This window comes from Fibrisoma limi BUZ 3, from assembly GCF_000296815.2.
GTDB classification, from domain to species: domain Bacteria; phylum Bacteroidota; class Bacteroidia; order Cytophagales; family Spirosomataceae; genus Fibrisoma; species Fibrisoma limi.
In genome coordinates, this window is the sequence record NZ_CAIT01000006.1 from 943,852 (window position 1) to 968,433 (window position 24,582).

The following is a 24,582-nucleotide window of genomic DNA, read 5'->3' on the forward strand; positions in this document are numbered from 1 at the left end:
TGCCATTTAGTGGAGTACATCAAATACCAGTTCGCGCAGGATGTCTCCTTCGTTCATTGTGGGGGCATCAATCCCTTTGCTAAGTGCATCCGCCCGGCGAATAGCGTGGATAATGGCCGCTACTTTCACCTGCGGAAACGTGCGGGCAGCCTGTAGATAATCTTTGGTAAAAAACGGATTGACGCCTAACAGCGATGCTATGCCTTTCTCGCTCTGATCGGACGACGCCTGTACCATCAGTACCTTGCTGAAGTAGCCGAACAACTGAGCCAGCAGCACCACCAACGGATTATCTTTCGGGTTGCGGGCAAAGTAATCGACGATGCGGTTCGCCTTCACGACGTCGCGCTGCACGAGGGCTTTCTGTAGTTCGAATACGTTGTACTCTTTGCTGATACCCACCAGCCGCTCGACCGTAGTGGCTGAGATTTCCTCTCCAACGTGCAGGTTCAGGAGGATTTTGTCAATCTCGCCCGCCAGGCGTTTCAGGTCGTTGCCGATGTGGTCGGCCAGGAGCTGACAGGCTTTCGGACTCACTTTGGAGCCCTGCTCATGGCAATACTCTGCAATCCAGTCTACAATCTTGTTTTCGTAAAGCTTCTTCACACCAAGCAGTTTACCCTTTTGACCGAATGCTTTTACCCAGGCTTTACGCTCGTCGAGACCAGGCTTGCTGTCTTCCTTGACGTAGCATAGCATCAGGATGGTGCTGGAGAGTGGATTGAGCGCGTAATCTTCCAGCAAGGTCTGGGCTGATTTATCGCCGATGCCGCCAAGCTGCTGGGCTTCCTTCACCAGCACCAGTTGCCGTTCGGCCATGAAGGGATACCGACGGGCGTAGTTCAGCACGGCCCCCACGTCCGTATCTTTTCCGAACAGGACAAACTGGTTAAACCCCCGCTCGGCCACCGGAACAGCCACTTTTTCGAGTTCGTCGGCGATCCGGTCGATGTAATACGGCTCGTCGCCGTGGATCAGGTAAACGGGAGCGATTCGTTTGTTACGGATGTCTTTCAGCAGGGTATCAACAGCGGCAATCATGCGCAGAAAACAATCGGTGAGCTAACGGTGAACCACAAAAATACGCCAACCGACGATGAATGCCTACTACAAACTAATTTCCATGAGCGTCTGGCGACAGTGGTTAACTAATTGCGGCCAGAACCCATCAAAAGCCCGGCCAATGGTGGAGTATTGCTGTTCGAAGTCGATAATGACCGTATCCAGCCCGGATGGGAAGGCCGTCCGGCGCGACAGACCGATAAGTGTACGATCTACACCCTCGGCGGTCTGGTAATGAGTCAGCCAGTCGTACCGAATCATAGCGTCCAGCATGCGGGCCGCCGGTATAGGAAAACGCCTTGAGCGCCGGGTCAGTACGTTGTAAAAGTACCGAACGAACTGATTCAGCGGCTCGCCGGTCAGTTCGGCAAAGCGGACAGCCAGAAAGTGGTCAAAGAATACATCGACGGCCACCCCGGCGTATTTATGGCAGCGAGGGTACAGCAGTTCGCGAACGTCGGCCACGGCCGTATGGGAATCCGTAAACGTATCGATGGCCCGGTGTAGCCGGATACCGGCGATTTCGCCGGGCAGCAATCCGTGGCGCGGATGGGCCGGATCGCCTTTAACAAAATCAGCAATGAAGTTTCCGACGATTAGCTCCTCATTTCGATTCGATAGATAGCCGTGCGCCAGAATGTTCATGCTGTTCGTTTCGTCAGGGGCGGTTCTGATACAAGTGTTACGCCCTCTCCCGGACTATAACGCTCAACAGTCACGCCAAATTTTCTCAGGAAGTCAACGCCTTCATCTGATGCAATTCCTTTGTACTCGGCGTAGGAGTGTAAATAAATAACCCGGGTGATTTTCATGCTATAAATGATCCGGGCACAGGCTATGCAGGGCGACAACGTAACATAGATGGTCGCTCCGGCCACCTCCGATCCATTTTTGGCCGCGTACAGAATCGCATTTTCCTCGGCATGCAGGGCCAGCGAACACGATCCTTTTGAGTCACGGGGGCAGCCAACGCCGGGAAACTCGTCGTCGCAGTTGTGCGTGCCGGCCGGCGGCCCGTTGTAGCCGATCGAAATAATGCGCGTGTCTTTGGTCAGCACAGCCCCGACCTGTGCTTTGATGCAGTGCGAACGCTTGGCCAGATTAACGGCCAGTTCCATGAAAATATCGTCAAACCGAGGTCTGACGTGACCGGACTGAATGGTTGCTGTGATGTCGTCGGAGGTGAGTAGCATCCTGTAAATATAACACACGAATGCCACAGATTACACGGAGTTCACAGATATAGAACGACAATTCATCTGCGAAGATTTGTGTACTCTGTGGCAATTAGCCTAAGCCAGTCAGGCAGCCAGCTTTACCTTCTGCGAGCGGAGCCAGTCGGGTTTGGTTGTTCGAACCCGGGCTTTCAGTTCGTTCAGCATGGCATAAAGGCCGTAATACGTACGGTTTACGTACAAACCATCCTGCGATCCACGTACCACTTTTGATGAGCGCAGCTCCTCCAGCCGCGACAATTCATCGGCGAAAGCGTAAACCCGGGTAAAGTAGTCGTCGTCGCCAAAATCAAACTCATCGACGGCGAAGGGGGCGCCCAGCATCTCAATCATCTGCACGAACAGGTTCGAGAAAAACGTACGGTCTTTCTCGGAATCCTGAGGTACCAGAAACTCCAGATTGGTAAAAATCTGCCGGGTCAACTGTTCATCCTGGATTGTATCGGGATTGATCAGCCGGAAATAGTTGTCATAGTAAAAATCCGGGATGACCTTTACGCAACCGAAGTCGATCACGCCCATCGTACCATCGGCCCTCATCAGAAAATTACCGGGGTGCGGATCGGCATGCACCTGCCGGAGCGTATGAATCTGGTGGTCATAGAAATCCCACAGCAGTTGTCCGATCTGGTCACGTACCTCTTGCGATGGATTCGTAGCCAGAAATTCTTTCAGATGCAGCCCATCAAGCCAGTCCATCGTCAGGATGCGCTTACTTGAGTAGTCGGGGTAATACTTCGGAAAAACCAGGCCGTTGATGTGTTTACAGGCTTCCGAAATCTCCATGCTGCGCCGGAGTTCGAGGTCGTAGTCGGTTTCTTCGAGCAGCTTGCTTTCCACCTCGCCCATAAACCGGTCAATCTGTCGCTCGTCGAGGTTCAGCAGCCGGACAGCCAGCGGCTTCGCAATCCGCAGGTCGGAACTTACCGAATCGGCTACGCCGGGGTACTGCACCTTAACGGCCAGCTTTTTCCCGTCTTTCCAGGCCTGGTGTACCTGCCCAATGCTGGCTGCGTTCACCGAGTTCATATCAAATTTGTCGAACAGGTCATTCGGCGATTTGCCAAAATACGTCCGGAACGTTTTGACGACCAGCGGCCCCGACAATGGCGGTGCCGAATACTGGGCCATCGTAAACTTCTCGGAGTAAGCAACCGGCAACAGCCCCCGGTCCATACTGAGCATCTGCGCCATTTTCAGGGCAGACCCCTTCAGTTCGCTCAGGGCGTCGTAGATATCGGCCGCATTATCCTTGTGCAGTTCGTCTTTCGACAACTCCGGATTGACCAGCTTGCGACTATAATGCTTGATATAATTACCCCCTACCTTCACACCGGCCTTCACAAACTGACTGGCCCGGGCAACTTTAGTCGTTGGAACGGAATTTTGGGTTTTCATTCGTTCAATTAGTGGATGAGCGAATTAATGAGTTAGTGAATGTCTGGTATTCGCTCATTCACTAACTCATTAATTCGCTCATCGATTTTGGTAGATAAACTTGGCGAAATCAAATAGGGTGTCGAACGGAGAGCGCCCGATCAGGTCGAAGGCCGTATTGACCGCCTTTTCAATGGCCGTGTCCGTTTTTTCGAAGTTCTTACTGACATCGCGGACCCAGAAATCGAGAATGTAAAGGGTTTGAACCCACAAGGCATTTGGGTAGCGATCCGTTACGAACGGCCGGGGTTCTACCTCTTTGCTTTCGCGCCCTTCGGCCAGCAGGTCGCGGGCAAAGTCCAGAAACGCGTCTTTGAACGGCTGAAGTACCTGCCTCCGACCACCCGCCCGCCGGGCCTGGAGCCCTGCCCGGGAGGTAGGCCGGGCCATTGCGGCTTCGTCGCGCAGTCGGCCGTAGCTATACACTACGAAGCTGCGCTGGGCTTTCAATAGCTCAATCCAGGTGTAGTAAAAAGCCAGTACTTTTTCGCGGACAGAATAGGTCTGGTACGTTTCGTCAGCCTCTACGGTCGCTTTGGCGTCCTGAAAAAAAGCCAGCCAGACGTCTGCTTCAATGGCGTCGAAGGATGCGTAATAGTTGTAAAAATCGGACTCAGCGATTTTTAGTTTCTTGGCAAATTGGAAAACGGAGGTGGGTTGTTTACCGTTTTCAAGTACGTATTCTGTATACGCCTTACGGATTTTTTCGAGCGTTTCCATACAATAAGCAAACGGTATGTGTAGAGGAAAAGTTTGGGAACCCAATACCAAAAACCAGCATCAGCAAGTTGCAATTGAACTAACAGCAACCTGCCGGAAATTTAACGATGGCTACGGTTTGCCTCAACGACTGAAGTTCTATCTTTGATACTATGGAAACGCCAGCAAACCACCCTTCATCCGAGGCCGATCAGCCGTCGCCTGAGCAACAGGCAGCCATCCGGTTCGATGCCGCCAACGATTTCCTGGATACCTGCGACAGGTTGTCGACCGGTTATGAAAGCGGTTTTTACTGGGAAGACGCACAACGCGCGCTCCGGATTGCCGCTGGTTTAGAGAAATGGCCTGATTAACCCGCAGGCGAATCGTTCAGTTTAGCTCCTGCACGTACGCCCCCATCTGCCGGACGGAGTAGCAAGCTATGCCTAATCGGCGGGCGTCGGCCAGCAATTTGTCGGTCAGCGGAGTTTTGTTCGAATCGTCGAAAATAATCGTTTTGGCCACAACGCGACCCTTCAGGTCATTCCAGTCGCGGACTGCGTTGCGCCGGATAATCAGGTAATCGACCACGGCCGGCAGTCGCCAGCGATTTCGTCCCGACAGCTTATTGACCAGCAGTATCGTTTTACCGTGCCAGACCCATACCGCATAGTCGGACGACTGATGATACGCCCGAATGCCCTGCGTTGTGTCGGATTTGGCACTGGCTAACATCAGGTTCGTTACGCCCCACTGCCCAAACGTATTCTTTAGGTAAAACTCGTAGGAACGCGGATCGCCGGCCATATCGGCATCAGTAAGGAGCGTACTGCCGTGCCCTTCGGTCAGGCTCACGGCCGTTCGGTGGGGCAGAAAATGCACGGCCAGCCGCCGTTGATGCTGTTGACCGTACGTATCCCACAACAGCAAACCGGCCAGACAGATCGCCGATGTCCAGGTAGCCCAGAGATACGTTCGCCGTCGCGTGAGCAACAGCGCTACTCCGCATACAATGACGGTGTATACCAAAGGCATCGTCCATTCCGACAACCAGTGGCCTTCCCAGATAGCCCCTGGAAGCTGCCCCACTGCGTCAACGGCCCGGTTCAGCAGCCACGCACATGCCCACAAAGCCCAGCCTACCAGATTGTTCACGACGGGTATCCAGCTTACAGCCAATGTTAGCATTGCCAGGGGCAGCAACACAAACGATAACACCATCACGACCGGATTAGCGAGTAGAAAATACGTCGGAAACTGATGAAAGTAGTACACGCCCAGCGGAAACGTAATGAGTTGTGCCACCAGGGCCACGGCCGTAATCTGCCACAGTTTATCCAACAGCCAGCCCTTGGGCGTCAGCGACTGGCAAAGTGATGTTTGCCACGCGCCAATGCCGGCCACTGCCAGGTACGACAACTGGAACCCGGCCGAGAACAGGGCGTAGGGATCATAACACAGGATAAAGAAGGCTGAAGCCCCGAGTGTGTTGGACAGTACCTGCGACCGGCCGCTGGCTCCGGCTATGATCAGTACCGTAAACATACCCGCCGATCGAAGCACCGGGGGCGACAGCCCCGTGACGAGGGCGTAGAACCACAGGATCAGCAGTTGCAGCACCGCCATCAGCACCTTGCCCTTCGGCCGTTTGATCAGGAAGCTAAGCAGGAACGTCAGCACGGCAAACAGTATCCCGACGTGCATCCCCGAAACCGACAGGATGTGCACAGCCCCGGCCGCAGCATACGCCCGGTACAGGTCCATATCAAGATCATCGCGCACTCCCAGAATCATGGCGTTTACGATGCCGTATTCGGCCCGGGCACCCGGACCAATCTGGTGGGTAAACACACTGTCGGCCCAGCTATTGACTGCCGTCGCCCAGGCCGTCAGCCGACTCGGCGGGTCCAGGGCAAGAATTTGCCGCTGATACGGTCGGAGATACTGCTGGTGGTAGATATTCCGGAAGCTCAGGTACCGTTTGTAGTTAAATTCACCCGGATTGAGGGGCGGGTCTATGGGTCGTGGAGCACCGTTTACCAGCCAGACTTCGCCGTAAAGGGGTCGCTGTACAGTTGGTGAACCTGTCCGCGACGAATCGGCTGACTTCATCGACGATTCGTCCTGTTTATCCAGGTACACAATAACCCGGCCGCTTAAAGGATGCCAGGAACCTGCCCATAAACCTCGCCGAATGGCGAGTTCCACCCGGTACGTTTTAGCCCGCTCTTCAGGTTGTGCAGCGATCACCCCTTCGTAGGCCTGCAACGTATCGGCGACGTGACTGATGTTGTCCGGGCGGTTAGCGGCTGTTCGCTGGTAGGTTATGCACCATCCCAGGCTTAGCAACACCAGCCAGGCTCCTACCCCCTGCCCTATCTGAATCGGCTTAATCGTACGTTGCCAGTTCCGCCAAAAGCCCAGCCCATACGCGATAAGTCCCGTACCGGCCAGCGTCGCTGGCACCCATAGCCAATGGGGGCCGTAAACATACAGTAAGATACCAGCTATCAGGCCCGTAGCATAGCGGACAAACGGGTGGCCCTTCATTATTCCTGGAGCGAAGACGAAGCCGTCATTTTAGCGCCCGGCAGCACCATTTTATAATGCTGGATGCCACATTCATCGAACATCGGCCCAACTGGCACAAAGCCAAAACCCTCATACAGCGGCATGGCCGACACCTGGGCGTGGATGTAGATACGTTCGATGGGTTCGGGCTGCTGCGAAAACACACTATCGAGAACCGACTGCACGAGCGCCTTGCCGACACCCCGCCGACGAAAATCCGGCAAAACAGCGAAGCGCTCCAGCTTTATGCCGTTCGAGGTACGTCGCCAGCGGGCCGTTCCGGCTGGCTGGCCGTCGACACGCGCCAGAAAATGCGTACTGCCTACCTCAAATTCGTCATATTCCTCCTCGGCGGGGACGTGCTGTTCTTCAACAAAAACGGTCCTACGGATACTGAATGCCGTATCGAGATCGTCGGGGTTGGTAATGGGTAAAACCTCAATCATGAATGTAGAACTACAAAAGAAATGTCGGCTCCGGACAGCAGGTTGGCTGCGAAGAATCCGACGAATCCCGGAAAAAATTATTGAACCAGCAGGCGTCGGCTGACGGCCTGATCACCGGTTTTTGCCCGAACAACGTACAGTCCGGTCGGCAGACCATTGACGGGCAGCGTTACGCGGGTGCTGGGTGCATTGTTGTAGGCAAGGGTACGCACAATTCGACCACCTACGTCCAGCACGTCGACCGTAAACGACTGAAAACCTGTAAACTGAACTTCGGCCGTCGGGTTTTCCGTTGCCGGATTCGGGAATACGTTCAGCGTCAGGCTTTCGGTTTCAGGCAGCGCATCGACCGATCGGATCAGCCGGGCCCGGCGGGGGCTCAGCGCCAGCACGGCCCGCATACGTTCCCGTTGTCCCTGCGTAAATACGTTCATGCAGGCATCCGGTGAATACATCAGATAATTCTCGATCATATCGCGGGTGCGTCGACCAGAACAGTTTGAGAATCGTTCGTTACAAACGGTTGTCTGGTTCAGGTCTTCCGTCGGGGGCGTGTCAACAACGTAATCAGTGCCACAGGTAGCGTCGCCGTTCAGGTGCAACAGGCCCAGCCAGTGCCCGATCTCGTGCGTAGCCGTCCGACCCAGGTTGTAGGTCGAACGCAACGGTCCGGTACCACGTCCAAAATTACGGTAGTCAATGATCAGGCCGTCGATGAATTCATTCGTTTCATTTGGCTCCAACCCTTTGAGCGTATCAGCCGTGGTCGGAAACTGCGCAAAGCCGAGGTAGTTGTTTTCCAGCGGAGCCACCCAGATATTCAGGTAGCGGTCGCTGGGCCAGTACGTGATCTGCGACAGAAGGATGTCGTCGTTGAATACGTCGAAGGACGTTTTCTGCGGGTAATAATGCCGGGTAATGCCGTTGGATGGGTTTCCGTCCGGATCAGCTGTCGCCAGGAAAAATTCGATCCCCGTATCGGCTCCTGCCGGGTTTGTATTGAAACCGTTCGTATTTTCTTTCCGACGGTAATCTTCATTCAGGACCTGAATCTGCGACTGGATCTGCTCGTCAGTAATATTCGGGTTACTGGAGCCACCAACCGTTCCCGATGCGTTGCTGTGAATGACGTGCACCACCACCGGAATACGGTAGACAGTCTCGTCGGCCTTCAGCCGCAGGTACTGGCGGTCCTGAAGCACCTGATCCACCTGACGATTAAGCTCTTGAATCTGCTTCTGCCGAAGCGGATTCCGGCGCTGCAATATCTGTTGCTCATAATCAGTCGTACCGCAGCGCTTATAGACCGGCACAGATGTTGACTGCCCCACAGCAAGCTGGGTCAGTAATAGCACAAAAGAACCGGCCAGCCAACGCCAGCCGGTGCCTGTCAGTAAGCAATTCAGGTTATTGCCCTGCTTTTTCATATGCCGTAATAATCTCACGCACAAGCCGGTGCCGAACCACATCGCGTCCATCCAGTTCGACAAAAGCGATTCCTTTAATCGTTTTTAAAATATCAACTGACTCGATCAGGCCTGACTTTTGACGATTGGGCAAATCGATCTGCGACCGGTCGCCGGTGATGATGGCCTTCGAATTGGGGCCCATCCGGGTCAGGAACATCTTCATCTGCATCGGCGTCGTGTTCTGTGCTTCGTCGAGCAGGATAAAGGCGTTGTTCAAGGTTCGTCCGCGCATGTACGCCAGTGGTGCAATCTCGATAATGCGATTTTCCTGGTAAAATTTCAGCTTTTCAGCCGGGATCATATCATCGAGCGCATCGTAGATCGGCCGTAGATACGGATCAATTTTTTCCTTCAGATCGCCCGGCAGAAAACCCAGATTCTCCCCGGCTTCGACCGCCGGACGGGTAATGATTATCTTCTTAACCTCTTTATTCTTGAGCGCCCGTACGGCAATGGCCACGGCGGTGTAGGTTTTACCGGTACCGGCCGGACCGATGGCAAATACCAGATCATGCTTTTCGGCGGCTTCCACCAGGCGTTTCTGGTTGTCGGTCCGGGCCCGAACGATCACCCCCCGCGTACCATACACCAGCACATCCTCGTCGTCGGGCAGCGTGGGTGCCACACCAGTTCCTCCGTTGGTCTGTATGCCACTTTGCCCCAGGTAGGTCTGCACATTTTCGTGTGTTACCCGGCCGTATTTCTGATAGTGTTGAATCAGCGAATCCATGATATCGCTGATGCGGGTGATCTCGGGCGTAGTGCCTTTGATCCGGATTTCATTGCCGCGGGAAATAATCTTACTCATCGGAAAAGCCGCGGCTACTTCCTTAATGTTGTTGTTCTCGACGCCCAGAAAATCAATGAGCGAAACATTGTCGAGGGTGATGACTTTTTCGACCAAATGAATAGATAACGTTTAAGAGTGATTCCGAAAATTAAGCGTTCTTCCTGCTTGTGCAACACTTTTTACGGAAAAATTATTCGTTTCTCACCGTTTCTTACTTTAAGTAGCATTACCCCCGCGTTGTTTTATTTTATATTAAGAAATTACTATCTTGCTGACGGACAGTATATATTCGCTCCTTCCCTACTGTACGCAAATACATACCGAAACCGTTGCTTAAAAAGTAAGAAAATTTTTCAGTGAAGTACTGTAAACATTACCAGAATGTTACGACGGTAAGTCACTCAATCAGACGGAAGGTGCATCGACGGAGGGTTGCCTCATCTGGTCCGGATTGCGTAAACTTGCATTAAGTCATGGAAAACGCACGCCCTAATCAACATCTTCGCAAACCGTCTGCCTTCTCCGGTGGACGCCAGCAAGCCGGAAACCACTGGCTCGACACCGGCCTTGGCAAATTACCTCCCCAGGCTCTTGATCTGGAAGAAGCGGTTCTGGGAGCCCTGATGATTGAAAAAGACGCGCTATCGGCCGTTGTTGACATCCTGAAACCGGAAAGCTTCTACAAAGAGGCTCACCAGCGAATCTACAACGCCATTCTGACGCTGTTTTCCAACTCCGATCCCATCGATCTGCTGACGGTTACGCAGCAACTCCGCAAAACCGGTGAGATTGAGCTCGTCGGCGGGGGCGGCTACGTATCGGAGCTTACCTTCAAGGTCAACTCGGCCGCCAACATTGAGTATCACGCCCGGGTCATCACTGAGCAGTCGCTTAAGCGCGGCCTGATTGCCATGTCATCGAGCATCCTGCGCGATGCCTACGAAGATACGACCGACGTATTCGAACTGCTCGACCGCACGGAGCAGTCGCTCTTCAAGATTTCGGAATCGAACATCAAGAAGAACTACGCCGACATGAGTACCATCGTGCGGCAGGCCCTCAACGAGATGGAAACCAAGAAGCACCAGGAAGGGCTGACGGGGGTTCCATCGGGCTTTACCAACCTCGACCGCGTTACGTCGGGCTGGCAGCCAACCGAACTCATCATCCTGGCCGCGCGGCCAGCGATGGGTAAAACGGCGTTCGTCGTTAGTGCGCTGCGGAATGCGGCTGTCGACCACGGCAAACCCGTAGCGATCTTCTCGCTGGAGATGTCGTCGGTGCAGCTTGTCAACCGTCTTATTTCAGCCGAGGCTGAAATTGATTCGGAGAAAATCCGGAAAGGTACGCTGGCCCCACACGAGTGGACGCAGTTGCACCACAAAATTCAGCGACTCACCGAAGCGCCCATTTTCATCGACGATACTCCTGCCCTGTCCATTCTGGAGCTTCGGGCTAAGTGCCGCCGACTGAAAGCGCAGCATGATATTCAGATGGTCGTGATTGACTATTTGCAGTTGATGACCGGCGACCACAGCAAGGGCAGCAACCGCGAACAGGAAATTGCGTCGATCTCGCGGGCACTGAAGAACCTGGCCAAGGAACTGAACGTACCCGTGATTGCCCTGTCGCAGTTGAGCCGGGCCGTTGAAACCCGGGGTGGCGACAAGAAACCGCAACTCTCTGACCTTCGGGAATCGGGATCTATCGAGCAGGACGCCGATATGGTTATGTTCCTGTACCGTCCGGAATATTACAACATCACGCAGGACGAAAACGGTAATTCTACACTCGGTATCGGCGAAGTCATCATCGCTAAAAACCGAAGCGGTTCGCTGGATACGATTCAGCTCCGGTTCGTCAATAAGTTCACCAAGTTCTGCGACCTCGACACGTATTTTGAGCCGGTACAGACACCGGGCTTCAGCAGCGATGTCAACGGCCTAAGCAGTTTCGACCGGCCCGGCGATTCAGTCCCCCCGACCGGTGGCAACGTCTTCCGTAGTAAAGCCAACGATCTTTCCAACTTCGGCAAAGCCGACCCATCGCAGGAAACGCCGTTTTAAAGGAGGAAGGGAAGAAAAAGGAGGAGAGGAGAAAGAGGGAGCGGATAAACCCTTTCCTTTTCTCCTCTTCCTCCCCTTTATCTCCTTTTTAAAAGAACCACATTCTCGACGTGGTGCGTGTGCGGGAACATATCGACCGGCTGCACATCGGCCACCGTGTAGCCTTCATCTAACCAGTTCAGGTCACGGGCCTGGGTAGCCGTGTTGCAACTAACATACACAATTCGGTCGGGAGCCGCTTTGAGCAGTTGACCAACAACGGCTTCGTCCATACCGGCGCGGGGCGGATCGGTAATGACAACCTCTGGCCGACCATGCTTATCAAAGAACCCATCAGTCAGAATATCACGCATGTCGCCGGCCACAAACGTTGTGTTGGTGATGCCGTTTACAGAGGCATTGATACGGGCGTCGGCTACGGATGCCTCGACGTACTCCACCCCAACCACGTGCTGTGCCTGGCGCGCTACGAACAGCGCGATGGTCCCGGTTCCGGTATACAGGTCATACACCCGCTCGCTACCGGTCAGGCCCGCCCAGTCACGCGTTATTTTGTAGAGATTGAACGCCTGCTGTGCGTTGGTCTGGTAAAACGACTTAGGACCAACCCGGAACGTTAACGGCCGGCCGCTGCCATCGTCCATCTGCTCCTCGATGTACGGCGTTCCAGCAAAATTGATTACCTCCTGGTCCTGGTAGCTGTCGTTCTTCTTCGTGTTAATGATATAGTTCAGCGACGTAATCTGGGGGAACGTCGACAACAGGAAACGTAACAGTTTTTCCAGCGTTTCAGGGTTATCCTGCGCCACCTGAAGCGTCACCATTACCTGTTGAGTTGATGCCGTTCGGATGATGAGGGTACGGAGGTAGCCGGTATGCACCTTCAGGTTGTACATCGACAGGTTGTGGCGCATCGCGTAGTCAGCTACGGCCAGCCGAATGGCGTTGGACGGATCGGGCTGGAGGTAACAATGACGGATGGGCAATACTTTGTCGAAGCGGCCGGGTACGTGGAAGCCAACCGCCCGCGGGTCGATTCGCTCGTCGGTATGTACTTCCGTGGTCGTCATCCAGCGGCCCTCGGCGCAGGTAAATTCGAGTTTGTTGCGGTAGTACTGCGTAGGTTCAGCCGCCAGAATCGGCCGGATGGTCGGCAATGCCACCTTACCGATGCGGGTAAGGTGATCGATCACCTGCTGGTGCTTGAACCGGAGCTGCTCGTCGTAGCGGATGTGCTGCCATTTGCAGCCCCCGCAGGTACCGAAGTGTTCGCAGAAAGGCTCCGTCCGGACGGGCGACAGCTCATGGATGTGCTCAGCAACCGCTTCGCGGTATTGTTTTTTGCGGTTCGTAATCCGCAGATCCACCACGTCGCCCGGAGCAACGCCGGGTCCGCCGGTTGGGTTTTCGACGAAGATGACCCCTTCGTCGGTACGAACTATACACTTTCCCTCGGCGGCAACCGCATCAATTTGTACGGTATGCAACCGTTCGGGTTTTTTATGAGTCTTGTTACGCATAAGTCTAAATAAACCGCTAATTTAAGCAGTCGTTTTCGGACGGCCTGTATTTCCCATTCATTCCTGTATGATGCAATTTTACCGTAGTGGTTGGTGGCGAGTGTGGCTGATTGGTTTCTGGCTGATTAGCTGTGGGGTGGCTCAGGCAACGCATATTGTGGGGGGCGAACTGGAACTACGATATCTTGGCGCGCAAAGCCCCTATACCCACCGAATTATCCTGAACCTGTATTTCGATGACATCAAGGGCGACCAGGGTGCCGACGATGGGCGTGTATCGGTAGGTATTTACGCCAAACGCAACAATCAGTTTATTGGCTTTGTCGCACTCAACCGAGTCAGCAGCGAATACGTACCCTACACCAATTCCGTTTGCCAATCGGCAGAACTACGTACCCGCCTGATTCGACACAGCGTTGATCTGAACCTCGACCCGAATTTGTTCAACGATGCCGCCGGCTACTACATGTCCTGGGAACGATGCTGCCGCAACCAGAGCGTCGTCAACATCCAGGACCCCGGGGGTGCCGGCTCGACATTCTACCTCGAATTTCCGGCCATTGGAGCCGGTGCTTACCGCACAAACTCCTCCCCGGTATTCACGATTCCGAAAGGTGACTACGCCTGTATCAACCAGCCGTTTACGCTTGACTTCAGCGCCAAAGACTCCGATGGCGACAGCCTGACGTATTCACTCGTTACGCCTTACAACGGCTTCAGCAGCCGTAACGACCCTAACCCCGGTGCGCTCACCCGCACGTTCGGTCCGATCTTCTATCCGGGTCCCTACACGTCCGTTTCATGGATATCAGGCGTATCGGAGGCCAATCAGATTCCTGGTCCGCAGCCCCTGCGGGTGAATGCCCGAACTGGCCAACTGACCGTAACGCCCAGTCGGGTTGGGCTGCACGTTTTTTCGGTGCAGGTCGATGAATACCGGAAGGGAGTGCGCATCGGTCGCGTCCGGCGCGACTACCAGGTGCTGGTCATTGACTGCGCCAAAAACGATCCGCCTAAGGTTCTGCTACGTCCCGATGGTCAGTCGGCGTTCTATACAGAAGGTACCGTCCTGACCATTAACGAGAAAGATCAGAACTGCCTCGATCTTTTCGTAACCGACCCGAATCCGAACCAGCGAATCCAGGTCATCAACATGAGTGGTTCGCTGCCCGGCCTGACCGTCACACCCGGCCAGCTTCTCACCCGCACGAATCGGGATACATTACGCGCACAGTTCTGCTTCGGTCGATGCGTCGGTCAGCCCGGCCAACCCGTCACACTCATGCTTCGGGTAACGGACGAAGGCTGTCCGCAGGGGCTCAGTGATACGTTGACCGTACGGCTGAACATCATCCCGGATGCCAACCAGAAACCCGACGCCGGTACCGACCTGACGGGTAATCAGGGCCGTGTGACAGTTGGCTCATCGCTGACCTTCAATGCATTCGGCAATGACCCCGACAATGATGAAGTTACCATCCAGGCCGTTGGGCGCGGCTTTGCGCTGAGTCAGGCGGGCATGAGTTTTTCGTCGGGTTCGGGAACGGGCAACGTATCGAGACCCTTTACCTGGAAGCCTACCTGCACGCAGGCTACCCAGTCGGAGTACCTCGTTGACTTTATCGTGACCGACACTCGCTGCAACCGCAATCTCCGCGATACGGTGACGGTGAAGCTATCGGCCGTGGGGTTGCCGAGCCAGCCCCCTTCCATCCGCACCACGCTCAATAAACAGGTGGTGGAGCTGACTGTCAGCCCGACCGATTCAGCGGGGGCCACGGCTTTCGACGTACTGGCCAACGACGCCGACCGCGATACGTTACGCTTGTTTGCCGCGGGCCGGGGATTCGACTACACAAAGATCGGCATGAACTTCGCCGGAAAAACAGGGTTGCCGACGCTCCAATCAGCGTTCCAGTGGCGCCCGACCTGCGAGTTGCTCAACGGCCAATCGGAAGCCAGCTTCACTATGGACTTCGTTACTGACGACCGGAGCTGTCAGCCAAAGCATACCGATACGACTACCGTTACGTTTGTGGTCAAAGACCGGGCGGCCAACTTTGACCTTACCGTTCCGAACGTATTCACACCGAATAACGACGGCATCAATGATTTCTTTGCCGTGAAAGACATGCCCGAAGGCAATTGCGTGGAGCAGTTCAGATCGGTGGAAATAGTAAATCGCTGGGGCCGGGTAGTCTTCACCTCAACCGACCCAAAATTCCGCTGGTACGGAACTGACTATCCCTCCGGCAGCTACTACTATCTTATCCAAACCACCAAACGTAGTTTCAAAGGAACGGTCACGCTTTTAAGATAGCACAGTCTGCTTCATCCCCATGAACAGGATGAGAGCCATCCTGTTCACGGGGAATCCGATCAGCTCAATACTTTCTGACCTGGATATTTCCTCGTATAGCCCCATTTGGATACTGGGCCGACCGGACGATCACGGCGTAGTTACCGTAGATCAGATCGTTTTCCTGCCGTTGACTAAGCGCTGTTTCGCCGGTCAGCGTTCCACCTTGTGGATTGGGCAGTATAATGTCAGCGATCCCGTTGCTAACACCGGGCTGCGCCTGGGCTATGTACACCTGCGTGGGTGTCACACCCGCCAGCGTCAGGGTATAGGACAACACCTTCGATTCTTTGTTATACACACCCGTGAACGTACCGGTCGCGGTTGACGACTGATCGACACCCACCAGTTGCGCACTGTTCAGTGTCGCTTCGTAATCAACCGTAGCGCGCCGGTCGGGGTCCCTGTTTTCGCAGGCGCTCTGCATTAATAGTCCACTCAGCAGAAGGGGTGTCAGTAGGAGCCGGAATCGTTTGTTCATAAAGCTAAAATGGATACGTAAGGTAAAGCCTGGCCGCATTCCTGCTATCTTTGTGCTTGTCGAAAACAGGCCGCGGTGCTGTTTTACCCGTATTAACTCCATTCCGGGGCAATTGTCACGGAACCTCTCCCAGAAATCTATGCAGCATAAAGTAGTGCTGATTACCGGCGCGTCGTCGGGAATCGGACGGGCGCTGGCCTTCGCCTTCGGTCGGGCCGGAGCCAATGTAGTGATTTGCGGGCGCAACGCCGACGCCCTCCGGCAAGTTGACAGTGAGCTTCGACAGGCCCAGATCGACACGCTGTCGCTCACAGCCGATGTCAGCGTTGAAGCGGACGTGAAGCACCTGATTGACCAGACCATTGCACATTTCGGCCGGCTGGACATCCTCATCAACAACGCCGGAATTACCATGCGATCGATGTTCATCGACACCGATCCGGAGGTGATGCGCCGGGTTATGGACATCAATTTTATGGGCACCGTTTATGCCACCCGGTATTCCCTCCCCTACATCCAGCAGGCTAAGGGCTCCATCGTCGGAATTTCGTCCATAGCGGGCTACCGGGGACTGCCGGTACGAAGTGGCTACTCAGCCTCTAAATTCGCCATGAACGGTTTTCTGGAAGCGATTCGAACGGAACTGCTGCATGCGGGCGTCCACGTACTGACCGCCTGCCCAGGTTTCACCGCTTCCAATATCCGTTTTTCAGCGCTGGACGGCCACGGACAGGTTACGGGCGAAACGGTTCGGGACGAAGAGAACATGATGAGTGCAGAAGAAGTAGCCGACCACATTTTGCGGGCGGTAAAAACCCGGAAGCGGGAGTTGATCCTGACTGGTCAGGGGAAATTAACGGTATGGCTGAATAAACTGTTGCCCGGCCTAACGGACAAACTGGTGTTCAATACACTGGCTAAGGAGAAAGATTCACCCCTGAAACGTCAATCCGTCAGTTCGTAAGAAGCAAAAGCCCCTGCAAGCTGTTTTTCGCTCAGATTACCCAGACGTTATCACGGCGGATATAGAACAGCTGGTTGTGCCAGAGCACGCGCAGCCAGATGTCCTGACTGCCCAGAATATTGACCTTGTTGCCACGTCCGATAATCTCAGCAACCGGCGCGGCTGAAGAAGGCCCCGTACGAAGCAGTACCCGTTCATGGCTCGTGATACCCGACTGAAAGCCTTCGGGCAGGTTTACGAAGATGAGCAGCATGATCAGGTAAACCAGCATGACCCACTTCTGGCGCTTGGGAACGGTCTCTTTTCGAAGAAGTTTGACAACCAAAACGGTAAAAACGTAGCCGGCCGGTATCAGCAAAAAGAGCAGGAGGTAGATCCCGTACTGCTTGTAAAACAGATAAAAATAATTGAGGTCATCGGTTTCGTAACCACTCAGATTACTGGCCCGGGCAATGTCGTTCATTTTACGCAGCACAGCTTCGTCGGGGTGGCGGTCGAAATACACCTGTAGGTAGTAGAGCAGGCGGGGGATGTCGTTCTGCTGTTCATAAGCACTGGCTAATTTCAGCAACATGGCGTCGGTAGCCGAATGCCCCTCGGCAATCACCGATTCGTAGAGCAAAGCCGCGTCAGCCTGAGCGCCAGCGGCAAACAGCGAATCGGCCTGACGTAGCGTTCGATCAGGAGCCGCCTGCACCAGCGACGACAGCGTAAGCAAAGCAATAAATAGACTTTTTTTAAGACGTAGGGCTTGCATTAAACGATCAAACGCCATAGTTTTGCACCGCGATACAGGAATTGATCATGTAATGATCTGGTAGCTCAGCCGGTAGAGCAATACACTTTTAATGTATGGGTCCTGGGTTCGAGTCCCAGCCGGATCACCAAAAAAGCCGCTCACTGAGCGGCTTTTTGTTTTGCCGGTTTAGAACGGCAGGTCGTTGCTTTCGTCGTCGAACGACGTATTGAAAGGGACTCCAGCCGGTTGGCTCTGCGAAGCCGTACGAGGCTGTTGCCGGGGTTGCTCTGTACGACCAACCGGTGCGCTGTCCGGCCGGATGGCATCACCTTCAACCAGCTCAATCCGGTAAGCACGGGCTTCGGTGTACCACCGCTCATTGTATTCACGGGATTCCAGGCTGAACGTAGCCTTCAGTGTATCACCCTGAGCAAACTGTTTGAGGTCGTTGGCTTTGTCGCCCCAGGCTGTCATGCAGACCTTTTTAGGAAACTGAGGATCATTGGTTTCAATCACAAATTCCTGCTTGTTCCACGCGCCATTTTTTCCCTGACCCGTTACTTCAGGTAGTACTTTTATAAGTTTTCCGGTCAATTCAAGTGCCATACAGATAGGGACTTTTAATGATGATTTAGAAAGATAAAGTTACGGTTTTTTGGCGAAAAAAGGGCCATATTGACCGGATAAAGCAGAAAAAGTTAGGGTCGCTTATTTGGATTAAATAGCGGAACGGCTATATTTGCACCCGCAATTACGCAACGGCCACGTGGTGAAACTGGTAGACACGCCATCTTGAGGGGGTGGTGCTTCACGGCATGGGAGTTCGAGTCTCCCCGTGGTCACTTAACTACATGATTTGTAGCCGATTAACATGATAGTTAATCGGCTATTTTATTCTAAGGCACAACGCTAGGTACAACAATTTAATTCTTATATTATTAACCAACTTATAGCTGTAATCTGATAAAGCATGAAACTTAGTACTTATTGCTATTTCTGCTCAAGTGAATTTGGGGAGAAGCAAAGAGCCAAAGCTGAAGTAACGGGTGAAGCTATAACAGAAGACATGTTTATTTTGCCTTCTGAGTGTAGAGTTGATTTTTTTGTTTCCGAAGACAATGTATATAAGCTTTCATGTCAGAAGGGGCATGAGTTTTACTACATATATCCTGAACAAAAATTTGAAGTTCTTTTTCGGTCGGCAGTTGAGTCTTATACTAATGGCTATTTAAGGGACGCTGTATCCAGCGCAGCAGTAAGCTTAGAACGATTTTACGAACTATGTATAAAGGCAATCTGCCAAGCCTATGACATTGATAAAAAAACGCTAGATGAAAGCTGGAAAAGCATAAGCAATCAATCAGAACGTCAACTAGGTGCATTTGCTTTTTTATATCTTCTTGTAACAAAAAAAAGAGCTCCACTCCTATCTGATAATTTAATTAAAACTAGAAATAAAGTAACACACAAAGGGTATTTCCCAGAAGAGAGCGAGGCAAAATTGTATATGGGCAGTGTCCTAAGTAATATGTATACAATTTTAAAAGAATTAGATTCATCGATACATAAAATTTTTGTCTCTATCTATGACGAAGTTACTGTTGGCTTAGTAAATGAGTATAGTAGTAAAGGGATGTTTGTGTCACAAACAATGATGTCTACTATTCTCGGCACCGTAGTCAAAGGGGATTATCAAGAAACACTAGAACATAAGATTTCTGTTTCTGAAGCTCAAAAAGCAGCTCAAAAAAAGCAGCTCACATCTATTGTGAAAAGAGAAGTAGAAAGAGAGGTTGCTCAACAAAATCGTAATCATTACGAGCATGGGCTATTAATAAGAGCACATGCTGAAAATGGCGCGATTTTAAACAAGTTTGTTAGCGCATTTGACGAACTATATGGTCCAATTGGTACTCATTACTTTTCTAATAGCGATGTATCAATTGGGTGTCGTACAGAAAATCTAGTACATGATGATGTAGTTAAAGCTTTAGCGAAAAAATTAAATGTAGAAATTGACGACATAAGCCGTCTGTATAACCCAAAGTTGACCTAAACTAATTGTGCTAAACAACTTACATTTTCAGCATTAATATAAATGTGTCGCAACAAGCTTATTCTAAAATGCAATTGTAAGTACCCCTAATCTCAGACAGTACCAATTAGAGTTTCTTCGTTTTCAATCACCCTGCTTTTCCACTCTTCGGGCGTGAGATTACCCAATGACTCATGGGGTCTTCTTAGATTATATTCCTCTATCCAATCGCTCGTCAATTGCCGGACCTGTTCAAGGTCAAAAAATAGGTAAGCATCCAAAATAGCCTCCCGGTATAGTCGATTGAACCGTTCAACGTACCCATTTTGCATCGGTTTGCCTGGCTGGATGTATTGAATCTCAATCTTCTCGCCCCTACACCAAAGCTCAAAATCACCCGAAGTAAATTCCGGGCCATTGTCGGTTCGAATGGTCTTGGGCTTTCCTCGTTCTTTTATCACCCGTTCCAACGTTCGGATGATCCTTTTGCTGGAAAGTGAGGTGTCGATCTCAATCGCCAGCACCTCCCTCGTACAATCATCGATGACGTTGAACGTCCGGAATTTACGGTTACCTACCATCGTATCACTCATGAAATCCATACTCCAACTGCTGTTAATTGCGGTCTGTTGTTGCAGCGGATGCTTCACTCGAGTTGGCAGCCTACGCTTCCCCTTACGTTTTCTATTCAGCTTGAGCAGTTTATAAATCCTATACACCTTTTTATGATTCCAGGTCTGGCCAGATCTTCGGATATAGGCAAACAGTTTCCGGAACCCATACGAAGGATGGGCAAAAGCCAAATCCTGCAATACCTCAATCACAGCCGTATCATCCTTCCTGGTGTTATAATAGAATTGCGAACGCGGTAAAGACACTAGCTGACAGGCCCTGCTCACGGGAATAGCGTGCTCCTGAACAATCTCCTCGGCTAATTGCCTTTTGGTGGCAGGGCCCAACCTTTTTTTGTGAACAGATCCTTCAGGATTTGATTGTCCATCGCCAGATCAGCGTACATCTTCTTCAAGCGAGCGTTCTCCTCTTCGAGGTCTTTGAGCCGTTTGACATCGGAAGCTTCCATACCACCATACTTGCTCTTCCAATTATAAAAAGTAGCTTCAGAAATGCCATGTTCGCGGCAAATTTCCTTGGTGGGGATGCCATTCTCCTGCTGCTTAAGGATTTTGACAATTTGGGATTCGGTGAATCGGGTCTTTTTCATGGGAATCAGTTTAAAATTAGCATTTTTCTCTAATTCAAAACTGTCCGAATTTTAGGGATACTTACATTATAATAAATTGACCAACTAAAAAATACATCAAATGATCTATTAACCTGACCCTGATTCTCCAGCATAGGCGCTATATTTATGCATATTTGCGTTATTAATTTCGGATTTTAATAATTGAATCTCTTGACGAATATAGCCAGAGTTAATCTTAAGCCGTTCTAATGCTGCACCAAAATGATATAAATTATCGTTAAAATCATCTTCTAGATAAATCATATTATTAGTTTGAAGAGAATAAGAGTCCCCTTCCTTATGCATTTGCAAAGCCCTGTAGTAATGTTGAAGAGCTATCTGATATTGAGTTAAAGCATCAAGAGAAACTAAAGATTGATTACCAACTAGATCATGTAATTCAGTATCAAACAGTAAATTAAGTCTATATCTACTATTCAAAAACCGACAAAAATGAAGAAGTTTAAGCCAAAATGCTAATTTCACATGACATGAAGCTAAAAAAGAATAACTAACAATATAATTAACACCAAATGTATTACAAATATTAATCATTTGAGTTAAATTAAAAACAGAATTAACAGCTACTTGACTCAACTCTTTTGTAATGGCATCAAACTTATGTTTATTTTCTTCATCTTCAACAACTTTATTGAAACTATCTATTATTTGTCTAAACTCTACAACGTCTTTGTTTTTAGCTTTACTATTAAATTCAGACAAATCGAGATCATACAATTTAGATGATGAATAATATTTTGTCACCCATGAATCATCTCCTACGAGATTAAAATTGGCTAAAGAAAAGAATTTCTCTTTAAAGTAGCCGTTAACAATTTTGTAATTTATCAAAGTTTGTAACTCAAGCTCCATCATTCTTGATATTTGATGAGATATACTATTATATGGTGAAACTAATTTTGATTCTAGAACTCTATTTATACTATCATTAAGCGAATCGCCAATGATAGGATCTGTATATTGTAACTTCAATAACGTATAAGCTAAGATTACTTCTTTTGTTTCAGGGTTATTTGAAACGTTAGAATACAATTCTTGAGAGATAGAATGAGGTGTACGTAAAGTGTTAACACTAAAACTTTTCTTAAATTTTGCTAATTGTGGTCTGTCAGACGAATGACTCATCCAGCTTGAAAGCTCTAGTATTCTCCTAATCAAGTTCCGTTCCAAAGATTTAAGCGCGTTCCTAATCGCTTTATTGCCGATAGAGTCGTCTTTTTCGCTAGACTTATCAAATTGTATAGCCCTTAATGAAAATAAAATTTTTCTGAGCTGAAATATTCCATTAGCTGTATCACCAGCGTCTAAAAAAAATAAACATGAAAGATAATAAATATGGAAAACAAACCGTGGAGGAAAAAGCGATTGCAAGATCTTATCATTTTTTATGCCAAAACTTTCATCACAGTCGCCATAATAATCCCATAGCAACTTTTCTCTTGCAAAAATTTCATAATCAATATGATCTGCCTTTTCTTCACTGTCTATTTGTTCGTTTGGAAGCCAGAAACATCCTAAAGCATCCTTAACATTCACATTTTTGTATTCAATCAAAGGCAAATAAGAGTCTCCGATTTTTGATAATGTATGTCCGATACTTGTTAAATATCGCCGATGCTGAGAACTTCTAAAAGATACGCGTTCATTATCTGAACTTTTCAATTTGTAAATAAGTGGTGGACATTGTTTTAATAAAAAAATAATACTGTCCTTCAATCTCTCCTCATTAAACTTACTTAACTTTTCATCTATGTTTTTGTCATGTATGCTTATCTTAATTTTTAGGTTGCCATCTTTTTCATAAGCTCCTTCAATGTTTTCCCTTTTAACACCTAACAACATTTTTAGAGCATATTTGTAATAAATTATAGATGTTGAGTTAATTCTCGAATCTGTATTACTGAAGTCGTGCTTTTTAAGTAATTCATCCAAAGTTTTAAAAACAAAAACTTTATCAATATATTCTGGGAATGAATCGCTGACAATTTTTCTAAAATTTCTTTTCTCTGACTCAGTAATTTTTACTCCTAAACTTACTTTCTTGGAATATAATAGCATTATTCTATTAATGCTGTGAGATGGAGTAAAATTTTTATAATATAAAATTGTGCCTATATTATTACAGGCGGAGGCAAGAATAATATCTCTGTGATCATAACTGTATATATATTGATTTATCAAATTATAAATTGATGAATAAATGTAATTTACTTTCTGAAAAGTTATACCCTCATACAATTTTTCCTGCAGATACAGCACAGCCATATGAGCTTGCAATATAAAATACATTAATTCTCTATATATATTTAATTGTCCTTCGGGCAGCTTATTATCACTAAAATTAGAGTTTTGATGTTTAATACCATTATTATTAACTGTTTTCAGCTGCTTGATGCATTCTTCAATGACACCAGCATAATGACCTAATGCAAATTCGTATGCTTTAATCTTTTCATAAGTAAGTCCTAACTTTAATTTAATGCGAATAAAAGAAATCATTAAATTTATACTATCTAAGTTATCTCTATTTATCATTTGAAGAGCATCTTGGTATGAAATAATTGCTTCTTCGTATTCTTCATCTTGAAAACGAACATCTCCTAATAAACGATTGAGATAAATTATCGAACTAACAGGATTGTCAGTTTTATGTTCTAATTCTTTGTGATATGTTCTTAGCTGTTTAATTTTTTCGATTAAGTGCTGTTTAATTGGTAAAGTTTCATCCAAAGTAAAATTGTAAGCTGCTGATTCATCTTCAAAAATTTTTGAGATGAACATAATCTCATTATGAGTTTTATCATAGAATTTAAATTCAAATATTCCAGCTTCAGTCCTACGAATATGGTTTTGTCCTAGAAAACTAACTAACTCTTCTAAGAATGGCCTTGAAATAGGCGATTTATTTGTCGATAATATTTCAGGAATTAATTCTAGATTGTGGATTGAAAATGCTGTTGGATGAAATTTTATTAAATTGTCTATTAGAAACGGAATAGAAATCAGAGTTTTATCACTATAGCGTTTAATAAACGAACTATACATAGTTAACAATGGCTGAAATAAGTAAGAATTAAAACCAAATTTATATTGAATATAATAAGGAAAGTACAAATATTGTCGGTAAATATCTTCTTCATATTGTTCTAATGCATATGGGTTAACTATTATGCTACGCTTTTGGGCTCTTTGCATTGATTTAAAATTATTCGAAACAATATATTCTTCGAATAATTTAACTATTTTCCTAGGAGAGCCGTTACTTCTATAAACTAAATAAGTGATAAAATTCTGTAGAACAAAAATTACTTTTCTAGAATCTTCATTCACATGTTCGTTTAATTTTGATCTATTAAATGCATCATTTATACCTTCCAGAACTGAATTATTTACCTCCTTAATTTTTTCATTCAAATCGTCTATCTCTTTTTTTAAACTTATTAAT

Annotated in this window: 20 protein-coding genes and 2 tRNA genes; 7 read left to right on the forward strand and 15 right to left on the reverse strand. The window is 49.2% G+C overall.

Going from position 1 to position 24,582, the window contains the following annotated elements; genetic code table 11:
- Positions 1-6 precede the first annotated feature (6 nt).
- The 5 genes from holA to BN8_RS11870 all read right to left on the reverse strand — a co-directional run bounded on the left by holA (position 7) and on the right by BN8_RS11870 (position 4,454).
- Complete coding sequence (holA, locus tag BN8_RS11850; RefSeq protein WP_009282110.1) at positions 7-1,041, reverse strand: DNA polymerase III subunit delta; 1,035 nt, start codon at positions 1,039-1,041, stop codon at positions 7-9.
- 66 nt (positions 1,042-1,107) lie between these two features.
- Entirely contained in the window at positions 1,108-1,707 is a 600-nt protein-coding gene (locus tag BN8_RS11855; RefSeq protein WP_009282111.1) for an acyl carrier protein phosphodiesterase, read from the reverse strand.
- Positions 1,704-2,255: a deoxycytidylate deaminase gene (locus tag BN8_RS11860; RefSeq protein WP_009282112.1), complete on the reverse strand. Its 552-nt coding sequence runs from the start codon at positions 2,253-2,255 to the stop codon at positions 1,704-1,706. Before BN8_RS11860 ends, BN8_RS11855 begins: the two co-directional genes overlap by 4 nt.
- A 108-nt stretch (positions 2,256-2,363) precedes the next feature.
- Positions 2,364-3,695 carry an ABC1 kinase family protein gene (locus tag BN8_RS11865; RefSeq protein ID WP_009282113.1) on the reverse strand — a complete coding sequence of 444 codons (1,332 nt, stop codon included), beginning with the start codon at positions 3,693-3,695 and terminating at the stop codon, positions 2,364-2,366.
- A 78-nt stretch (positions 3,696-3,773) separates the two neighbouring features.
- A complete protein-coding gene (locus tag BN8_RS11870) occupies positions 3,774-4,454 on the reverse strand; it encodes a TetR/AcrR family transcriptional regulator (protein ID WP_009282114.1) in 681 nt (226 codons plus the stop codon).
- Between the two features lie 152 nt (positions 4,455-4,606).
- On the opposite strand from BN8_RS11870, the gene BN8_RS11875 reads away from it, so the two are divergent.
- A complete protein-coding gene (locus BN8_RS11875; RefSeq protein ID WP_009282115.1) occupies positions 4,607-4,807 on the forward strand; it encodes a hypothetical protein in 201 nt (66 codons plus the stop codon).
- A gap of 16 nt (positions 4,808-4,823) precedes the next feature.
- Here the strand turns inward: BN8_RS11875 and BN8_RS11880 are convergent, their stop codons facing one another.
- The 4 genes from BN8_RS11880 to BN8_RS11895 form a co-directional block, all read right to left on the reverse strand.
- Entirely contained in the window at positions 4,824-6,983 is a 2,160-nt protein-coding gene (locus tag BN8_RS11880) for a ComEC/Rec2 family competence protein (protein WP_009282116.1), read from the reverse strand.
- The gene (locus BN8_RS11885; RefSeq protein ID WP_009282117.1) at positions 6,983-7,450 is read right to left on the reverse strand and encodes a GNAT family N-acetyltransferase; all 468 of its coding nucleotides are present in this window, start codon (positions 7,448-7,450) and stop codon (positions 6,983-6,985) included. The genes BN8_RS11880 and BN8_RS11885 overlap by 1 nt, the downstream gene beginning before the upstream one ends.
- A gap of 77 nt (positions 7,451-7,527) precedes the next feature.
- The gene (locus BN8_RS11890) at positions 7,528-8,877 is read right to left on the reverse strand and encodes a M43 family zinc metalloprotease (RefSeq protein ID WP_051041036.1); all 1,350 of its coding nucleotides are present in this window, start codon (positions 8,875-8,877) and stop codon (positions 7,528-7,530) included.
- Positions 8,858-9,823, reverse strand: coding sequence for a PhoH family protein (locus tag BN8_RS11895; protein WP_009282119.1), 966 nt, complete (start codon positions 9,821-9,823; stop codon positions 8,858-8,860). The genes BN8_RS11890 and BN8_RS11895 overlap by 20 nt, the downstream gene beginning before the upstream one ends.
- A gap of 359 nt (positions 9,824-10,182) precedes the next feature.
- On the opposite strand from BN8_RS11895, the gene dnaB reads away from it, so the two are divergent.
- Positions 10,183-11,775 carry a replicative DNA helicase gene (gene dnaB / locus BN8_RS11900; protein ID WP_009282120.1) on the forward strand — a complete coding sequence of 531 codons (1,593 nt, stop codon included), beginning with the start codon at positions 10,183-10,185 and terminating at the stop codon, positions 11,773-11,775.
- Between the two features lie 77 nt (positions 11,776-11,852).
- Here the strand turns inward: dnaB and rlmD are convergent, their stop codons facing one another.
- The gene (rlmD, locus tag BN8_RS11905; RefSeq protein WP_009282121.1) at positions 11,853-13,295 is read right to left on the reverse strand and encodes a 23S rRNA (uracil(1939)-C(5))-methyltransferase RlmD; all 1,443 of its coding nucleotides are present in this window, start codon (positions 13,293-13,295) and stop codon (positions 11,853-11,855) included.
- A 67-nt stretch (positions 13,296-13,362) separates the two neighbouring features.
- On the opposite strand from rlmD, the gene BN8_RS11910 reads away from it, so the two are divergent.
- Positions 13,363-15,615, forward strand: a complete 2,253-nt coding sequence (locus BN8_RS11910; RefSeq protein ID WP_009282122.1) for a T9SS type B sorting domain-containing protein — start codon at positions 13,363-13,365, stop codon at positions 15,613-15,615.
- Positions 15,616-15,679: 64 nt separating this feature from the next.
- On the opposite strand, the gene BN8_RS11915 is transcribed toward BN8_RS11910, so the two are convergent.
- Entirely contained in the window at positions 15,680-16,135 is a 456-nt protein-coding gene (locus BN8_RS11915) for a CHRD domain-containing protein (protein ID WP_040005759.1), read from the reverse strand.
- A 139-nt stretch (positions 16,136-16,274) separates the two neighbouring features.
- Here BN8_RS11915 and BN8_RS11920 point away from each other — a divergent pair, with 139 nt between their 5' ends.
- Positions 16,275-17,099 (forward strand): SDR family oxidoreductase, encoded by an 825-nt coding sequence (locus BN8_RS11920; protein ID WP_009282124.1) that lies wholly within the window; start codon positions 16,275-16,277, stop codon positions 17,097-17,099.
- A 31-nt stretch (positions 17,100-17,130) separates the two neighbouring features.
- Here the strand turns inward: BN8_RS11920 and BN8_RS11925 are convergent, their stop codons facing one another.
- Positions 17,131-17,874, reverse strand: coding sequence for an SH3 domain-containing protein (locus tag BN8_RS11925; RefSeq protein WP_009282125.1), 744 nt, complete (start codon positions 17,872-17,874; stop codon positions 17,131-17,133).
- Positions 17,875-17,910: 36 nt separating this feature from the next.
- Between BN8_RS11925 and BN8_RS11930 the strand changes: the two genes are divergently transcribed.
- Positions 17,911-17,986, forward strand: a tRNA-Lys gene (locus BN8_RS11930).
- Between the two features lie 38 nt (positions 17,987-18,024).
- Here the strand turns inward: BN8_RS11930 and BN8_RS11935 are convergent.
- On the reverse strand, positions 18,025-18,444 hold the full coding sequence (locus BN8_RS11935) for a DUF3127 domain-containing protein (RefSeq protein ID WP_009282126.1): 420 nt from the start codon (positions 18,442-18,444) through the stop codon (positions 18,025-18,027).
- Positions 18,445-18,598: 154 nt separating this feature from the next.
- Here BN8_RS11935 and BN8_RS11940 point away from each other — a divergent pair.
- Both BN8_RS11940 and BN8_RS31690 read left to right on the forward strand, forming a co-directional pair.
- A tRNA-Leu gene (locus BN8_RS11940) sits at positions 18,599-18,680 on the forward strand.
- Between the two features lie 128 nt (positions 18,681-18,808).
- Complete coding sequence (locus BN8_RS31690) at positions 18,809-19,894, forward strand: hypothetical protein (RefSeq protein ID WP_009282127.1); 1,086 nt, start codon at positions 18,809-18,811, stop codon at positions 19,892-19,894.
- 92 nt (positions 19,895-19,986) lie between these two features.
- Here the strand turns inward: BN8_RS31690 and BN8_RS11950 are convergent.
- A protein-coding gene (locus BN8_RS11950; protein ID WP_374755517.1) for an IS3 family transposase occupies positions 19,987-21,095 on the reverse strand; the annotation gives its coding sequence in 2 pieces (ribosomal slippage) (positions 19,987-20,834 and positions 20,834-21,095; 1,110 coding nt in all).
- A gap of 108 nt (positions 21,096-21,203) precedes the next feature.
- A complete protein-coding gene (locus tag BN8_RS11960) occupies positions 21,204-24,551 on the reverse strand; it encodes a hypothetical protein (RefSeq protein WP_009282128.1) in 3,348 nt (1,115 codons plus the stop codon).
- Positions 24,552-24,582: the final 31 nt, after the last annotated feature.

Excerpts from the sequence above, each read along its gene's own strand:
- holA (WP_009282110.1), bottom strand. The coding sequence starts at position 1,041 with ATGATTGCCGCTGTTGATACCCTGCTGAAAGACATCCGTAACAAACGA.
- BN8_RS11855 (WP_009282111.1), bottom strand. The coding sequence starts at position 1,707 with ATGAACATTCTGGCGCACGGCTATCTATCGAATCGAAATGAGGAGCTA.
- BN8_RS11860 (WP_009282112.1), bottom strand. The coding sequence starts at position 2,255 with ATGCTACTCACCTCCGACGACATCACAGCAACCATTCAGTCCGGTCAC.
- BN8_RS11865 (WP_009282113.1), bottom strand. The coding sequence starts at position 3,695 with ATGAAAACCCAAAATTCCGTTCCAACGACTAAAGTTGCCCGGGCCAGT.
- BN8_RS11870 (WP_009282114.1), bottom strand. The coding sequence starts at position 4,454 with ATGGAAACGCTCGAAAAAATCCGTAAGGCGTATACAGAATACGTACTT.
- BN8_RS11875 (WP_009282115.1), top strand. The coding sequence starts at position 4,607 with ATGGAAACGCCAGCAAACCACCCTTCATCCGAGGCCGATCAGCCGTCG.
- BN8_RS11880 (WP_009282116.1), bottom strand. The coding sequence starts at position 6,983 with ATGAAGGGCCACCCGTTTGTCCGCTATGCTACGGGCCTGATAGCTGGT.
- BN8_RS11885 (WP_009282117.1), bottom strand. The coding sequence starts at position 7,450 with ATGATTGAGGTTTTACCCATTACCAACCCCGACGATCTCGATACGGCA.
- BN8_RS11890 (WP_051041036.1), bottom strand. The coding sequence starts at position 8,877 with ATGAAAAAGCAGGGCAATAACCTGAATTGCTTACTGACAGGCACCGGC.
- dnaB (WP_009282120.1), top strand. The coding sequence starts at position 10,183 with ATGGAAAACGCACGCCCTAATCAACATCTTCGCAAACCGTCTGCCTTC.
- rlmD (WP_009282121.1), bottom strand. The coding sequence starts at position 13,295 with ATGCGTAACAAGACTCATAAAAAACCCGAACGGTTGCATACCGTACAA.
- BN8_RS11910 (WP_009282122.1), top strand. The coding sequence starts at position 13,363 with ATGATGCAATTTTACCGTAGTGGTTGGTGGCGAGTGTGGCTGATTGGT.
- BN8_RS11915 (WP_040005759.1), bottom strand. The coding sequence starts at position 16,135 with ATGAACAAACGATTCCGGCTCCTACTGACACCCCTTCTGCTGAGTGGA.
- BN8_RS11920 (WP_009282124.1), top strand. The coding sequence starts at position 16,275 with ATGCAGCATAAAGTAGTGCTGATTACCGGCGCGTCGTCGGGAATCGGA.
- BN8_RS11925 (WP_009282125.1), bottom strand. The coding sequence starts at position 17,874 with ATGGCGTTTGATCGTTTAATGCAAGCCCTACGTCTTAAAAAAAGTCTA.
- BN8_RS11935 (WP_009282126.1), bottom strand. The coding sequence starts at position 18,444 with ATGGCACTTGAATTGACCGGAAAACTTATAAAAGTACTACCTGAAGTA.
- BN8_RS31690 (WP_009282127.1), top strand. The coding sequence starts at position 18,809 with ATGAAACTTAGTACTTATTGCTATTTCTGCTCAAGTGAATTTGGGGAG.